This is a genomic window from Marinomonas sp. BSi20584 (assembly GCF_002792415.1).
Classification (GTDB): Bacteria; Pseudomonadota; Gammaproteobacteria; order Pseudomonadales; family Marinomonadaceae; genus Marinomonas; species Marinomonas polaris.
On record NZ_KZ454886.1, the window covers coordinates 47,565 to 63,066 of the forward strand.

At 44.6% G+C, this 15,502-nt stretch carries 13 protein-coding genes; 10 read left to right on the forward strand and 3 right to left on the reverse strand.

Translation table 11 applies throughout. The features are described 5' to 3' along the window. Nucleotides 1-102: 102 nt before the first annotated feature. A complete protein-coding gene (locus tag TY87_RS16115; protein ID WP_100187854.1) occupies nt 103-711 on the forward strand; it encodes a LysE/ArgO family amino acid transporter in 609 nt (202 codons plus the stop codon). A 73-nt stretch (nt 712-784) separates the two neighbouring features. Here TY87_RS16115 and TY87_RS16120 read toward each other — a convergent pair whose 3' ends face one another. Then, complete coding sequence (locus TY87_RS16120) at nt 785-2,071, reverse strand: MFS transporter (protein WP_072841111.1); 1,287 nt, start codon at nt 2,069-2,071, stop codon at nt 785-787. A gap of 282 nt (nt 2,072-2,353) precedes the next feature. On the opposite strand from TY87_RS16120, the gene TY87_RS16125 reads away from it, so the two are divergent. Together TY87_RS16125 and TY87_RS16130 are read left to right on the forward strand one after the other, a co-directional pair. Next, nucleotides 2,354-3,841 carry an aldehyde dehydrogenase gene (locus tag TY87_RS16125; RefSeq protein WP_100187899.1) on the forward strand — a complete coding sequence of 496 codons (1,488 nt, stop codon included), beginning with the start codon at nt 2,354-2,356 and terminating at the stop codon, nt 3,839-3,841. A gap of 45 nt (nt 3,842-3,886) precedes the next feature. Next, nucleotides 3,887-5,170 carry an NAD(P)/FAD-dependent oxidoreductase gene (locus TY87_RS16130; RefSeq protein WP_100187855.1) on the forward strand — a complete coding sequence of 428 codons (1,284 nt, stop codon included), beginning with the start codon at nt 3,887-3,889 and terminating at the stop codon, nt 5,168-5,170. Between the two features lie 30 nt (nt 5,171-5,200). Here TY87_RS16130 and TY87_RS16135 read toward each other — a convergent pair whose 3' ends face one another. Beyond that, a complete protein-coding gene (locus TY87_RS16135; RefSeq protein WP_100187856.1) occupies nt 5,201-6,025 on the reverse strand; it encodes a response regulator transcription factor in 825 nt (274 codons plus the stop codon). Nucleotides 6,026-6,385: 360 nt separating this feature from the next. Between TY87_RS16135 and TY87_RS16140 the strand changes: the two genes are divergently transcribed. The 6 genes from TY87_RS16140 to TY87_RS16165 all read left to right on the forward strand — a co-directional run bounded on the left by TY87_RS16140 (nt 6,386) and on the right by TY87_RS16165 (nt 12,543). Then, the gene (locus TY87_RS16140; RefSeq protein ID WP_072841108.1) at nt 6,386-7,720 is read left to right on the forward strand and encodes a glutamine synthetase family protein; all 1,335 of its coding nucleotides are present in this window, start codon (nt 6,386-6,388) and stop codon (nt 7,718-7,720) included. A 66-nt stretch (nt 7,721-7,786) separates the two neighbouring features. Then, nucleotides 7,787-8,872 carry a polyamine ABC transporter substrate-binding protein gene (locus TY87_RS16145; protein ID WP_072841107.1) on the forward strand — a complete coding sequence of 362 codons (1,086 nt, stop codon included), beginning with the start codon at nt 7,787-7,789 and terminating at the stop codon, nt 8,870-8,872. Nucleotides 8,873-8,940: 68 nt separating this feature from the next. Then, complete coding sequence (locus tag TY87_RS16150) at nt 8,941-10,095, forward strand: ABC transporter ATP-binding protein (protein WP_072841106.1); 1,155 nt, start codon at nt 8,941-8,943, stop codon at nt 10,093-10,095. Beyond that, nucleotides 10,092-10,982: an ABC transporter permease subunit gene (locus TY87_RS16155; RefSeq protein WP_012071189.1), complete on the forward strand. Its 891-nt coding sequence runs from the start codon at nt 10,092-10,094 to the stop codon at nt 10,980-10,982. Before TY87_RS16150 ends, TY87_RS16155 begins: the two co-directional genes overlap by 4 nt. After that, nucleotides 10,979-11,797, forward strand: coding sequence for an ABC transporter permease subunit (locus TY87_RS16160; protein ID WP_100187857.1), 819 nt, complete (start codon nt 10,979-10,981; stop codon nt 11,795-11,797). Before TY87_RS16155 ends, TY87_RS16160 begins: the two co-directional genes overlap by 4 nt. Before the next feature lie 35 nt (nt 11,798-11,832). Beyond that, nucleotides 11,833-12,543, forward strand: coding sequence for a glutamine amidotransferase-related protein (locus TY87_RS16165; protein WP_100187858.1), 711 nt, complete (start codon nt 11,833-11,835; stop codon nt 12,541-12,543). Between the two features lie 38 nt (nt 12,544-12,581). On the opposite strand, the gene TY87_RS16170 is transcribed toward TY87_RS16165, so the two are convergent. Next, nucleotides 12,582-13,859 carry an NAD(P)/FAD-dependent oxidoreductase gene (locus TY87_RS16170; protein WP_100187859.1) on the reverse strand — a complete coding sequence of 426 codons (1,278 nt, stop codon included), beginning with the start codon at nt 13,857-13,859 and terminating at the stop codon, nt 12,582-12,584. Nucleotides 13,860-14,088: 229 nt separating this feature from the next. On the opposite strand from TY87_RS16170, the gene TY87_RS16175 reads away from it, so the two are divergent. Further along, nucleotides 14,089-15,426: a glutamine synthetase family protein gene (locus TY87_RS16175; RefSeq protein WP_072841102.1), complete on the forward strand. Its 1,338-nt coding sequence runs from the start codon at nt 14,089-14,091 to the stop codon at nt 15,424-15,426. Nucleotides 15,427-15,502: the final 76 nt, after the last annotated feature.

Sequence of the window (15,502 nt, forward strand, 5' to 3'; positions counted from 1 at the left end):
AGTGCCTGCTTTGCGTAAGATCAAGCCACTTTTTAGAAGACACGTTTTAAAAGGTACTTTTTAGACGAAATTTTTTAGGCAATAGATAAATTGGAGAAGATTGTGCTGGCATTTGTGAGTGGAGCGATTACGGGCGGCGGTTTGATTGTCGCGGTTGGTGCACAGAACAGCTTTTTATTAGAGCAAGCCTTGAAGCGACATTATGCGTTTCCGATTGCCTTGTTGTTTATTTTGAGCGATGCCATTTCTATTGCGCTTGGTGCGTTTGGCTTAGGGTTAATCTTGCAAAGTCATGATTGGTTATTATCGGCATCCCGTTGGGCGGGGGTGGCTTTTTTGGTGTGGTTTGCCTTAGGTAAATGGCGAGCGTCTTTCCAAGAAGAGCATTTGATTTTACAGCAATACAGTAAGCGTCTCGCTTTATGGCCACTGGTGATGATGGGGTTTGCGGTGACTTGGCTTAATCCGCATTTCTATTTGGATACCATGATCTTAATGGGCAGCTTGGCAAACCAATGGCAAGGATCAAAATGGGAGTTTGTTTTTGGTGGTGTGTGTGCGTCAGTGCTGTGGTTTTTGTCTTTGGCTTTAGTCGGAAAGCTTTGTGCTAAGTGGTTAGAAAAAGCGTCTTTCTGGCGTTGGTTTAATCGCATTAACGCGATTTTGATTTGGAGTATTGCTCTTAAAATCGCCACACAACCCTTGTCTTAATAGAGCAAGCATTGTGTGGTTGTTTTTGAGTATTAGTTATTTTGAGCGTTAGTTATTTTGAGAGCTTAGCTGGTTAAAGCTTGATTTCCACCTCATGGCTTTTTTCTTCTACTGTTGTGTTAGAAGAGTCAGCCTCGACAAGCATTTCTGCGGTTGCGACAGAAGATACCGTAAGGGCAACAGGGATTTGATCCCCTTGCTCTTCGATGATCATAGCTGGCTTGCGGTTGATACGATACAGTGCAACTAGTGCAACCGTCATATTAAGACTAGCGACAAACCAGAATAAGGCGTTTATTTGCAGCGTATCCATTAATGCCGCAGCTATTAGAGGCCCTAACATACCGCCAATGCCGTTCAGCAATATCATGCCACTACTAGCAGAGAGGATTTGCTCGGGGCGTAATTGGTCATTCATATGAGAAGAGGCAAGTGAATACATAGGGAAGGTAAACGCCCCCACCGCAAACATACCAATCATCATTAGTATTTGGCTATTTATGCCGCCACCTAGCGGTACAATAAAGGCCGCTAATGCGCCGACAACACCGACCCACAGTATGGTTACACGACGGTCTTGGCGATCAGAAAGTTTACCTATTGGCCATTGCAGCAGCATCCCGCCAACATAACTTGCACCGATGAAAATCGAAATTTCAGCAATATTTAATCCGATGGTTTTGGCATAGAGCGCGCCTAGCCCCAATAACGCCCCCGAGGTTGCCCCAGCTATGGTGACACCCGTAACACCAAGAGGTGCGGTTTTAATCAAACCAAGAATGTTGAGTTTTTCTGGTACGTTGATGGTAGGTGATGGTGTACGAACCAACAATAGTGGTACTACGGCTAAGGAAATTAATACCGAAGTTAAGATGAACAAACCATAACCGCTAGGAGATGATAGATTCAATAAGAGCTGACTGATGGTTTGGCTTGCCCAGATTTCGATAATATAAATCGAAAATAAACGGCCGCGAGTTTTGTTGGTCGCGATGTCGTTTAACCAGCTTTCTGTCACAATAAATAGACCTGCGTAACATAAGCCCGTGCCCATCCGCATTAACATCCAGAACCATGGGTTAACCACAACGGATTGCATCAAAATGGTAATAGAAGCCAAAGATGCCACAGCAGCAAAAACTCGAATGTGACCCACGTTTTTGACCCAGTTTGGTACCAAAAGGGAACCAAGAATAAAGCCAAGATAGTAAGCGGACATAATCAAACCTGTCGCCGTTGTATTGAACCCCTCGATAGAGGCTCGAATACCGATCAATGAGCTTTGCAAGGCGCTTGCCATAGTGAGAACGGCAATACCTATGAGCAGACTCCAGATTGGAAACAGGGTTTGCTTTAACATTTAGTGTCCTTTTGGGATTTCTATAGTAAACATAAAATTCATAATGGGTCGGGTTGATCATTATTTCGGCTGACTATACCGAATGAGTCTCTTATTGCAATCATAAGCCCCGTATTCTTAGGCTAAACTTTATCATAGCCCATAAATTGTGACGGTACGGATTGCAACATGGCAATATCTTATGCAAATCACATACCTCCTAAGGGATATGGTGTTTTATTATCCAGCTCAGTTAGTTTAGAAGACAAAGAGAAAAATGAACCATTTAAGAAAGGACATAAAATGAAAACCTATCAAGAATGGCAAGCGTTACGAGCTACCATTAAGCTGCCACATAACGCTTACATCAATGGACAATTTGTCGCTGCGCAAAGCGGCGATACATTCGATTGCATCAATCCAACCGATGAGTCCTTACTTGCCAAGGTCGCTAGCTGCGACAGCGCCGACGTTGATCTGGCTGTGGCTGCAGCAAAACAAACCTTCAAAAGCGGTGTTTGGTCGGAATTAGCGCCAGGTAAGCGCAAGCGTATTTTACAGAAATGGGCAGACTTGTTGGAACAACATCAAGACGAGTTAGCCTTGATTGATACCCTCGACATGGGTAAATCGATTTCCGAGATGGTCGGCATTGATGTGCCAGATTCACTTGATTGCTTGCGCTGGTCGGCAGAATGCATCGATAAGCTGTATGGCGAAATCGCACCAACGAATTCACAGAACCTTGCCTTAATTAGCCGAGAGCCACTCGGCGTGGTTGCCATTATTACACCGTGGAATTACCCGCTGATGATGGTGATGTGGAAAATTGCACCTGCACTTGCCGCAGGTAATAGCGTCATTTTGAAACCTTCTGAAAAATCACCATTAAGTGCGTTACGCATTGCTCAATTAGCGACTGAAGCTGGCATGCCTGATGGTGTGTTTAATGTATTGCCAGGGTTTGGTCATACGGCGGGCAAGGCGCTGGCGTTACATTATGATATTGGTACCTTGGCGTTTACTGGCTCTAGCCGTGTGGCTGGGATGTTGATGCAGTACGCAGGTCAATCCAACATGAAGCGCGTTTGGTTGGAAGCTGGTGGCAAATCGCCTTGTTTAGTGTTTGATGACTGCAAAGACATAAAAGCCGCAGCAAAAGGCGCCGCAACGGCTATTTTCACCAACCAAGGAGAAGTCTGCATTGCTTGCTCACGTTTGTATTTACACAGCAGTATCAAAGAAGAATTTATGGTCGAGCTATTAAAAGCTGCCCGTGAATATGTGCCAGCAGATCCACTTGATCCAGCGACGAAAATGGGGCCAATGGTCGACAAAGCTCAGTTTGATAATGTGTCTGGTTTTATTCAAAGTGCCATCGATGACGGAGCAACGCTAGAGCTTGGCGGTGTGCCTGATTATCAGCAAGGCAAAGGCTTCTTTATGAATCCGACGATTTTCTCTGATGCCGATCACTCGATGCGTTTCGTGCAAGAAGAAATTTTTGGCCCTGTGTTGGCGGTGATGACCTTTGAAACCGAAGAAGAGGCCATTGAGCTTGCCAACGACTCTAAATATGGATTAGGCGCGGCGATTTGGACCAATGATTTGTCTCGCGCGCATCGTGTTAGTCGTAAGCTTGAATCTGGCATGGTGTGGGTAAATACCTGGGGCGATGGCGATACCACGGTACCGTTTGGCGGCGTGAAAGCGTCGGGCAATGGCCGTGATAAATCTTGGCATGCGCTCGAAAAATACACTGAAATCAAAAACACTTGGATACGCCTTTAATCATAATGGTTAAAGATTAATGCTTTCGAAAGGAGTACCTAGTTTATGCCTTCACCAAGTCATGTGAACTCGTATTACGCAGATTCTGCCAACGATAAGGTGTTGCGCCCTAAATTAACGGGTGAGCAACGTTTTGATGTTTGTGTGATTGGCGCCGGATTTACGGGTATTTCGACCGCGTTGAGTTTGGCCGAAAGGGGCCACAAAGTGGTGGTATTAGAAGGTACTCGAATTGGCTTTGGTGCTTCTGGTCGTAATGGTGGTCAGATAGTAAATAGTTTTAATCGCGATATTGACTACATTACCGACCAATACGGTGAGGTTATTGGTGAAAAAATGGCGGCGATGGCGTTTTCGGGTCAAGCTTTGATTCGTCAACGCGTGGCTAAATACAACATAGATTGCGATTTGAAAACGGGTAATATTTTCGCTGCTTGCAACCCTAAACAGTTCGAATTGCTAAAAGCGAAAAAAGCCCTTTGGGAAGCACATGGACACGAAGGTCTGACGCTATTGTCCGCGTCTTCTATTCAAGATCATATTGGCTCCGAACGTTATGCGGGTGGCTTGCTAGATATTCATGGTGGTCATATTCAGCCCTTGAATTTGGTCTTGGGTCAGGCGCGGGCGTTTGAATCTTCAGGTGGCGTGATTTATGAGGATTCAAAAGTCATTCGGATTGAGCAAGGCAAGCCTGCCAAAGTAATCACGGAAAATGGTTCGATTGTCGCGGATACTGTCGTGGTGGCGGGAAATGCCTACGTGTTTGGTTTGATTCCAGAAGTGGAGAAAAAAGCCATGCCTTGTGGCACTCAGGTCATTGCTACTGAACCGCTTTCTGAGGATTTACAAAAGCAGTTATTGCCTACGGATCATTGTGTGGAAGACGGTAATTATTTATTGGATTATTACCGATTATCTGGCGATGGACGTTTGATTTACGGCGGTGGTACTACCTATGGTGCTCGTGAACCGGAAAAAATCGAATCGATTATTGGCCGTAAAATGCTTAAAACTTATCCTATGTTGAAAGACGTTAAGATTGATTTCGCTTGGACGGGAAATTTCTTATTAACCATGATGCGTATGCCGCAAGTAGGTAAAATTGGCGATAACCTGTATTACGCGCAAGGTTATTCGGGGCATGGTGTAACAAACTCTCATTTAATGGGCGAGATTTTGGCAGACGCTATCGAAGGTGATGTTTCGCGCTATGAGGTGTTTGCCAGCATGCCGCAATATCAATTTCCAGGTGGCCGTTTATTGCGTGTGCCTTATACGGCAATGGGCGCAGCGTATTATAGTTTGCGAGATAAGTTAGGTATTTAATCTCTAGCGTTTATCGATCAGCGATCAGCGCTACGAGGCTCGTCTAGTTTCATCATGATGATCTAGATGAGTCAGAAATAACGTGAAAATTTCCGATTGCGTCGAAGTATTGAGTCGGGAGTGGATATTCTTGCGATGGACTTTCACTGTTCCCGTACTTATTTCTAATAGATCTGCAATGGATTTTGACGAATGGCCACGCAACAACAATTCCAGCACTTCCTGCTCTCTATTAGTGAGTACACCACGTGCAAAGGTTTTTAATGCGTAGTTCAGCGGCCCAGAGCTGGTGGTTTTCTCTACATATTCGCTTTCTTGGGATAACCAAAATTGACTAACAAGCGCATCAACCATAGGAAACAGGCTTTTTAGGTGATTCAGTTCGGTGCGGCGGATTGAGCCAATGGCCTTTTTTCTCCCCAATGAAATCGCGCACGTGGTGTCTTTATTCAGCGGAATGATCAGATTGATCTCATCTACCAAGTCGAAATCGCGATAACAAGTTTGGTAGTACTCGGTATCTTCAAAGGAGTCGGGAGACAAATCCACCAGACGATAAATCCCCGGCAAAATTCCTTGCTGAATACCATTAAAAACAGGATCTAAAAGATAGGCTTTACTCAAATAAAAGCGCAGCGCAGCACTTTGTTGTGCTGGGTCTTGTGGGTGAATCAATATGGGTTTGAGGGCTTTTTTGTAAGTGATGATGGTAATGGTGTCGAAATGGCAAAGCTTACTCAAAAAAACATCTAACATGGCTGGGAAACTAGGTACACGAACGTAGTTGGTTAGCGTGGCCAAGTCCCGAATTAGCTCTGAAATGTTTGGATGTTCTAAGGTGATGTTTTTTTGCATACCTGCCTCGATTTATTTTTTTCTTGCTTCAAATTAGGGCGATTTTTTTCCATGTTTATTTTTATCGATCCATCTTGATGCGTTGGCCTATATTCCTGAGAGAGTCTTATTTCAAAAATTGATTTCCATCACATGCTAATGCAGCAGTTGAATAATTACTTAAATTTTATAAAGACTTGCCATCATTTTTGCATATACCCACTTGGGGATAGTTACTCATAACATTTGCTTAGGGTAATGTGAAATTATTGTGATCAGGAGTGAATAAAAACAATCCATTAAATGATCGGTATCGACGCAAAGTTCAGCTTTTATACAGCGACTTTCTAACTGTTGCCCCATTTTAGAAGAGTATTTTATATGTCGGAAATGAACGAAGGGAACACAGAGTTTGATTTATTTATTGCCGATTTGAATGGCAATCTTCGAGGTAAGCGCATCCCTGCGAGTGGTTTAGACACTGTTATGGCCCAAGGCGTTAAATTGCCGCAATCGGTTATTGGCTTTGACAACTGGGGTGATGATGTTCTTACCAATGGTTTGGTTTTTGAAACCGGAGATACCGACGGCGTTTGCATGCCTGTTTATGATGAGCCGACTTCTGTGCCTTGGGCGGAATCGCCCCGAGATCAAGTGTTAGCCATGATGTTTAATATGGATGGCACACCTTTTTATCCAGATCCACGGCAGATTCTTGTGCGTATTGTTGATCGTTATAAAGCATTGGGTCTAACGCCAGTAGTGGCGACTGAGCTGGAGTTTTATTTATTGGATGGTGAATCTGAATTTAAACGTCGTCCAGAAGAGCCAATTATTAACGATGGAAATGGCCGAAGACTGAGCGAAACAGACTGTTATTCGATCGATGAAATGGATGGTTTGGAAGGCTTTTTTACCGAGGTTCGTGAGGCTTGCGAAGCCCAAGGAATCCCAGCTGATACGATAGTGTCAGAATTAGGCCCAGGACAGTTCGAAATTAATATGCAACACACCAATGACGCAGTATTATCCGCCGACCATGCGATCCTCTTTAAACGCTTGGTCAAAGGTGTTGCCCGTCGTCATGACTTGGGTTCCACCTTTATGGCGAAACCTTACGCCAATAAAAGCGGCAGCGGGATGCATGTGCATTTTAGTTTGCTGGATGAAACGGGCAAAAACGTATTTGATAACGGTGATGAAGATGGCTCTTTGCTGCTTCATCAAGCGGTGGCAGGTTTGTTGGATCACATGCCGGAATCTATGCTGGTATTTGCGCCACATATGAACTCTTACCGTCGTTTTCAAAATGGTGCTCATGCGCCAACTTTTGCAAGTTGGGGTTATGAGAACCGCACTGTTGCGGTACGCATACCGGAAAGTGAATGCGAGGCTCGTCGTATAGAGCATCGAGTCGCGGGTGCGGATGCGAACCCTTATCTTGTGTTGGCGGCAATATTGGGCGCGGCATTGCATGGTATAGAAGCCAAAATGTCACCGCCTGAGCCAATTATAGGGGACGCGTACGCCGTTTATGAACGCTATGAAGCCTTGCCAAATCGTTGGGAATTGGCGACGGAAGCGTTTAAAGACAGTGCATTTATGTGTGAATATCTTGGTGACACCTTTGTCCGAGTGTTTAGTGCGGTGAAGGAGCAAGAGCAGGAAAAAATCTATGGGCGTATTTCCGATGTGGAATACGAAGCGTACTTATAAAGTTTAAACGTTGGCTTTGGCCAATGTTATTAGCTTATTTATTAGTAAATAGTGGGAGATCCCTAAATGAAAAACAAAACGCTTGGTTTTATGCTCGCATGTGCGGCTAGCTCTGCAACACTTCACGCACAAGACGTCGTTAATATTTACAACTGGTCTGACTATATGGCACCAGGTACTTTGGAGCAGTTTACCGCTGAAACTGGCATTAAAGTGAACTACGATGTGTACGACAGTAACGAAGCTCTAGAAGCCAAAATGATGGCTGGCGGTTCTGGTTACGATGTTGTTATGCCGTCGAACTCCTTTTTCGAACGCCAAGTAAAAGCGGGTGTTTATCAGACTATCGATAAGAGTAAGTTAAGCAACATTGGTAATTTGGATGGCACCTTACTTAAACAAATCGAAAAACATGATGCGGGCAACCAGCATAATATTCCTTACGCTTGGGGAACAATCGGTATTGGTTACAACACGCAAATGATCGAAGAACGTTTGGGCACCAGTGATATTGATTCATGGGATATTTTATTCAATCCTGAGATCGCAGCTAAATTGAAAGACTGCGGCATTGCAGTATTAGATTCACCAGCCGAAGTGATGTCTATCGCGAATAATTACCGTCAGGTTGATCCAAACACTGAAGATACGAAAGAATTGGAAGCATCGGCAAAATTGATGAGCCAAGCTCGTCCTTTTATTAAATATTTCCATTCTAGTACCTATATTTCTGATCTAGCGAATGGCGAGATTTGTGTTGCTATCGGTTATAACGGCGACATTCTTCAGTCCCAAGGCCGAGCAGAAGAAGCCAATCAAGGTGTTGATATCAATTTCGTGATTCCGAAAGAAGGTACCTTAGTGTGGTTTGATTTGATGGCGATTCCAGCGGATGCACCACATCCAGCGGCGGCATTGGCATTTATTAATTATATCTTGCGCCCAGAAGTGGCTGCGTCGATTTCTAACTATGTGTATTATGCCGTGCCGAATAAAGCTGCTGAGCCATTGTTGGACGATGAAGTTGTTAACAACAAGGGTATTTATCCTACGCAAGCGGTGAAGGATAAGCTTTATGTACAAGTTGCTCATACGGCGCGTTTTGATCGTTCTTTGACTCGTGCATGGACAAATATCAAAACTGGTCGTTAATCGACGTATCGGCGGAGCTTTCTTGCTCCGCCATTTTTTCGCTCAATCATTTGGATAGGTCGTAGGTTATGTCTGCTTTTCCCAATACTTCTACTGTACAGACGCAATCTGTGCCGACATGGCGTCAAAAAGACGCTAAACCATTTGTGCAAATTGAACAAATCACCAAGCAATTTGGCCAGTTTACTGCGGTGAATTCGGTATCGCTTGATATTTATCGCAATGAACTTTTTTGTTTATTGGGTGGTTCAGGTTCAGGGAAAAGTACCTTGTTACGTATGTTGGCAGGATTCGAAGAGCCAACGTCCGGTCGTATTCTCATTGATGGCGTTGATATGACGGGAATTCCACCTTGGGAACGTCCGGTTAATATGATGTTTCAATCTTATGCCTTGTTCCCGCACTTATCGGTCGAAGCCAACGTGGCTTTCGGTTTGAAGCGTGAAGGATTAAAAAGCGCAGAAGTGAATAAGCGCGTTGCTGAAATCTTAGGCATGGTTCAGTTAGGTCATTTAGCGAAACGCAAACCTCACATGTTGTCTGGTGGTCAACGTCAGCGTGTTGCCTTGGCTCGCTCCTTGGTAAAGCGTCCAAAACTCTTGCTGTTAGACGAGCCTTTGGGTGCTTTGGATAAAAAACTGCGTGAAGAAACTCAGTTTGAATTAATGCGCTTGCAGGATGAATTAGGTATTACCTTTATTGTTGTGACTCATGATCAAGAGGAAGCCATGACTTTGGCAACGCGTATTGGTGTGATGAACAATGGCGATATTGTGCAGACGGCAGAACCTCACGAAGTGTATGAGTACCCACAGAATCGATTTGTGGCTGAATTTATCGGTAATGTTAATTTGTTTGATGGCACTGTGATTGATGACGAACGCGATACTACATCGATGCGTAGTGCCGATATCGACGGATTATTGCAAGTTGATCATGGTATTAGCTGTGCGCCGAATCAAGATGTGAGCGTGGCGATTCGTCCTGAAAAAATCCGTATTAGTCGTGAGCCAATCGACTTAGAAGTAAATGCGACAACTGGTGTGATTTCAGATGTGGCCTATATGGGCAGCCAGTCGATATTCAAAGTTCGCCTTAATTCCGGCAAAGAAATTCGTATTACTCAGCCCAATGTGTCTCGCGAAATGGGCAACCGTTTAACATGGGAAGATCGCGTTTTTCTCTCTTGGGACGCGGATAGCTGCGTTGTGTTAGTAGCATGATGTTGAGTAAGCTGCGTTTGGGGCGAACGGCGGTTATTCTGGTGCCAATGTTGTGGTTGGCAGCGTTTTTCTTTATTCCTTTTTTGGTGGTTTTCAAGATATCTCTAGCCGAAGCCATGATTGCGGTGCCGCCGTATTCACCTTTGCTGCAATGGGATTCGAGCAATGCTTATCTCACTTTTAAAGTGACGTTTGGCAACTACCTGTATTTGTTTGAATCACGTTTTTATTTGGATGCGTATTTAAGCTCGTTAAAAATAGCGGCCATATCGACGTTTTTTGCTTTGCTAATTGGTTTTCCGATAGCCTATTTGATTGCTCGTAGTCGTCCCACCATGCGGACGATTTTGCTCGCTTTGGTTATTTTGCCTTTTTGGACGTCTTTTCTATTGCGTGTTTACGCTTGGATGGCGTTGTTGAAAAAGAATGGCTTGGTTAACGATTTCTTATTGGCTACGGGCATTATTGATCAGCCAATACAAATTCTGCAAACCGACTTTGCCGTTTATCTTGGCATTGTTTATACCTATTTGCCGTTTATGATTCTGCCCCTGTACACCACTTTAGAAAAAATGGATTTAAACCTGCTTGATGCTGCGCAAGATTTGGGTGCGAAGCCTTATCAGTCGTTCTTCTTGGTGACCTTGCCATTGGCGAAGCCGGGGATTATTGCTGGCTGTTTGTTAGTGTTTATTCCAGCGGTTGGGGAATATGTGATTCCGGCCTTGTTGGGTGGATCGGATACCTTGATGATTGGCCGTGTGTTGTGGGATGAGTTCTTTTTAAATCGTGATTGGCCTTTGGCATCTGCCGTGGCGGTGGTCATGCTGATTGTTTTGGTTGGGCCAATTATGTTTATGCGAAACAGCAATAAGGAGGCCGAATGAAACAGGGCAGTTCAGTAGCTTTAAAAGTAATGGCTGGTGCGGGCTTTGTGTTTCTGTATGCGCCGATTATTGCCTTGATTGTGTATAGCTTTAATGAATCCAAACTGGTCACAGTGTGGGGCGGTTGGTCGTTAAAATGGTACGTCGAATTGTTCCGTAACGAGCAAATTATGAGTGCGGCTTGGGTAAGTCTGAAAATCGCTTTTATCAGTGCGACCATGGCGTCTATATTGGGCACCTTGGCGGGTTTTGTCCTGAGTCGAATGCGTAAGTTCGCTGGCAAAGCTATGTTAACCGGCTGGGTGACGGCACCTTTGGTAATGCCAGAAGTGATCACCGGCTTGTCTTTGCTGTTGTTGTTTGTGTCTTTGGAAAGCATGTTCGGCTGGCCTGCTGGTCGTGGTGTAACCACCATAGTGATTGCTCATACAACCTTTTGTTTGGCCTATGTCGCTGTAGTAGTGCAATCTCGGCTGGCTTCATTAGATGAGACATTAGAAGAAGCGGCGATGGATTTGGGCGCCAAACCTACATCTTTGTTCTTTTTGATTACTTTGCCTTTGATTGCACCCGCAATTATTTCTGGTTGGTTGTTGTCCTTTACCTTGTCATTGGACGATTTAGTGATCGCTAGTTTTGTTTCTGGCCCGGGTAACAGCACCTTGCCAATGGTGATTTTTTCGAAAGTCCGTTTAGGCGTGACTCCAGAAGTGAATGCTTTGGCAACCTTGATGATAGTGACGGTGTCGATTGCGGTGATCGCGGCGATTGTGATTATGCATAGACAGAATCGCTTTAAAGATGCGAATAAATAGTGCTGCTTATTGAAAAACATTTTAAGGATAAATGAATGAAGATCGGTATTCTTGCTGCAGGTATTACACCTGATTCTTTACTGGGTGAGTTCCCAACCTACGCCAATATGTTTGCCGAACAGCTTGGGAAAATGCAAAAGGATTTTTCCTTTGTCACTTATGACGTGCGTTTGGATGAGTTCCCAAGTCATGCGGAAGAATGTGATGCTTGGTTGATTACCGGATCTAAAGCCGATGCATATTCTGATGAGCCTTGGATTCTGCGTTTGTGCGCTTTGATCAAAGATATCGATCAGTTACAGCGTCCTTTAGTCGGCATATGTTTTGGCCATCAAGTCATTGCTCGTGCATTGGGCGGACGCGTTGAAAAATTCCAAGGTGGCTGGGGCGTAGGCATTCATCAATATGATGTATGTGGGTCTTTGCCAGTGCTTCCAGAGGCTAAAGAGCTTGCCTTGTGTGCCTTCCATCAGGATCAGGTCGTTGAAAAGCCTGCGCGTGCGCGAGTGATTTTACGTTCAGAGTTTTGTGAAAATGCAGGCTTGCTTTATGAAGATCATATTTTGACTTTTCAGGGGCATCCTGAGTTTTCCAAAGTGTATGAAAAAGCCTTGGTCAATTTATACGATGGTAAGCAACTTACCCAAGAACAAGCCAAGACTGCTTTAAGCTCTCTTGAAAGTAGCGACATTCACTCTAATCAAATGATGTCGTGGATTGGTTTGTTTTTAAAGAAAGAGTCTTAAAAAATAAAGACTCTTTGTGAAACGGCCTTTGTATTTTGTTAGGGTAATCGATCCAGCATAGAGTAATACAACATCCCCGCTACTAACCCCGGCCAACGCAGTAATGTGCCGCCGGGGAAGTCTTTTATAGGTAAACGCTCAAAGGCGTCTATGCCTTCTAGAGAACCTTGTACCGCTTTTGCAAAAATAGCGCCTGCGTAAGTTGCCAGCGCCACGCCATGACCAGAATAACCTTGTGCGACAAAGATGTTTTGTTCTTGTCGAGCAATGTGCGGCATGCGATTTAGCGTGATGGCTAAAGTGCCACCCCAAGCGTAATCAATCTTGTGAGAAGCCAGTTCTGGATAAATTTCAATCATGTGCTTTTTCACAAAGCTCGCGATATCTTTGGGGAAATGTTGGCTGTAGTTTTCACCGCCGCCCCAAAGCAAACGTTGGTCAGCAGACAGGCGGAAATAATTCACCACAAATTTGGAATCAGCCACTGCGACACGTTCAGCATTGATGCGATTTGCCTGTTCATCACTCAAGGGGTCCGTGGCAATAATGAAGTTATTAATCGGCATGATTTTTTTCGCCGCTGCGCCATTAAGTTTGCCCAAATAACCATTGCAAGCGAATAGCAGGTAGCGACAACGTATCTTGCCTTTTTCGGTAATAACCTCCGGTTTCTCACCCGTTTTATAAGAGATGACTGTGGCGTTTTCGTAAAGCGTGGCGCCATGAGCAGTTGCCGCTTGCGCCATGCCTAAGACGAAGTTAAGCGGATGAATGTGCGCGCCTTCTCGATAAAACTCGCCACCAAAATAACGATCCGTGCCGAGCTTTTTAGCAACCTCGTCAGCGGTTAGATAGTCGACTGCGCTGTAGCCTAATGTATTGCGTTTGTATTCCACGGATTCTTTAATTTCGTCACCATGACGGCGTTTGCTGGCGACGTGCAAAACGCCTGCAGTCAAGTCGCAATCTATGTTGTAGCGCTTAACAAGTTCTTTCACTAAAGCAACCGAGTCCACCGAGCTTTGCCATAGCAAATCGGCGGTGTCTTTGCCGACTTGCTTTATCATGTCTTCGTGGCCCATGTTATGGCCTTGGCAGATCTGACCACCATTACGACCAGACGCTCCCCAGCCAATTTTATTGGCTTCGACTAAACTTACTTTAAAGCCAGCTTCTGCTAAATGCAGAGCGGCAGAAACGCCAGTAAAACCACCACCAATAATACAAATATCGGTTTCTTGTTCGCCTGTTAGGCTTGGGTAATCTGTCTGTATATTCGCTGTTGCAGCGTAGTAGGATGCTTCGTGAGTATTCACTTGGTGAGTCCTTTGAAAACAGATAGCAACGAAAGGTTGGTATCGAATTAGATGATGGTTTTATTTTGACCCATTCTGGCAAAAGCAGTTGCTTTAGTCGATCAACTAAAATATGTTCAAAGCCAAATTATCAACTAATTTAGTGATCATAGTAAACAAATAGACTGTATCCGCAATAGGCATTTTTTTAGCCGTTTTAATAAAGAAATTCGTTGGCACAAGGTGGGTTATGACAGAGTTTGAAGCTTTTTTGAAAGAACATTCAATAACGGAAGTCGAGTCAACGTTGGCAGACATGACGGGCAACGCTCGGGGTAAATTTTATCCAACGTATAAATTCTTGGCAGAACTATTTGGGCGTATTCCAGAGACTATTCTCGTGCAAAGTGTCACCGGTGATTGGGCTGACAATCACTACGAGCTGGTGGATGCGAGCGACCGAGACATGGAGCTTCACCCTGATCCGAACACCTTCCGATTAGTGCCTTGGGCTGATGAACCGACGGCGCAAATTATCAATGATTGTTACGATAAAAGCGGCCAGCTGCATCCATTATCTAGTCGAACGATTCTACGTAATATTCTTGCTTTGTATGCGAAAGAAGGTATCACGCCAGTGATTGCCCCAGAAGTAGAGTTTTATCTGATTGATCCAAACACCGATCCGGATTATGAGTTAAAACCCGCAGTAGGGCGCTCTGGCAAACGAGAGACTTCACGTCGTTCTTACAGCATTGATGCGGTGAACGAGTTCAACCCAGTGATTGATACGCTTTACAGCTATTGCGAAGCACAAGGTTTGGATGTGGACACCTTGATCCACGAGTCTGGTGCAGCGCAGATGGAAATCAACTTTATTCATGGTGATCCGTTAGACTTGGCCGATCAGGTATTTGTCTTTAAACGTACTTTGCGTGAGGCGGCAATGAAGCATGGCATGTACGCGACGTTTATGGCCAAACCTATGCAACATGAGCCGGGCAGTGCGATGCATATTCACCAGAGTTTGGTAGACAGCAAAACAGGTAAAAACTTGTTTGATGACAACGGCAGCCCAAGTGAACTGTTTTATAACTACTTGGGTGGACTGCAAAAGTACACGCCAAGTGCGATCAGTTTTTTTGCCCCAAACGTCAACTCTTATCGTCGTTTCTCTCCAGATATGGCGGCTCCAATCAATATGCAATGGGGATTTGATAATCGTACTGCAGGACTACGAGTTCCGTTTTCACCACCTGAGGCGACGCGCATTGAAAACCGTTTTCCGGGTGCGGATTGCAACCCTTACTTGGGCATCGCTGCGACATTGGCTTGTGGTTATCTTGGCATTAAAGAGAAATTGCATCCTACCGATCCTGTGGAAGGTAAAAAGCCACCTTCAGAAGAAGTTGAAATCGCTCGTACTCTTGAAGAAGGTTTACGTCTTTTGGAAGAATGCCAACCGCTTTGCGACATCATGGGCGAACACTTCGTCAAAGCCTACATGGGCGTAAAGCGTAGCGAATTTGAAACCTTCAACCGAGTTATCAGCTCGTGGGAGCGAGAACACCTATTGTTAAACGTTTGATGATTTAGGTGTGATAGCAGAATCAAAACTAAAAAGGCCAGACGTTTCCATCTGGCCTTTTTATTTATCCGCATTT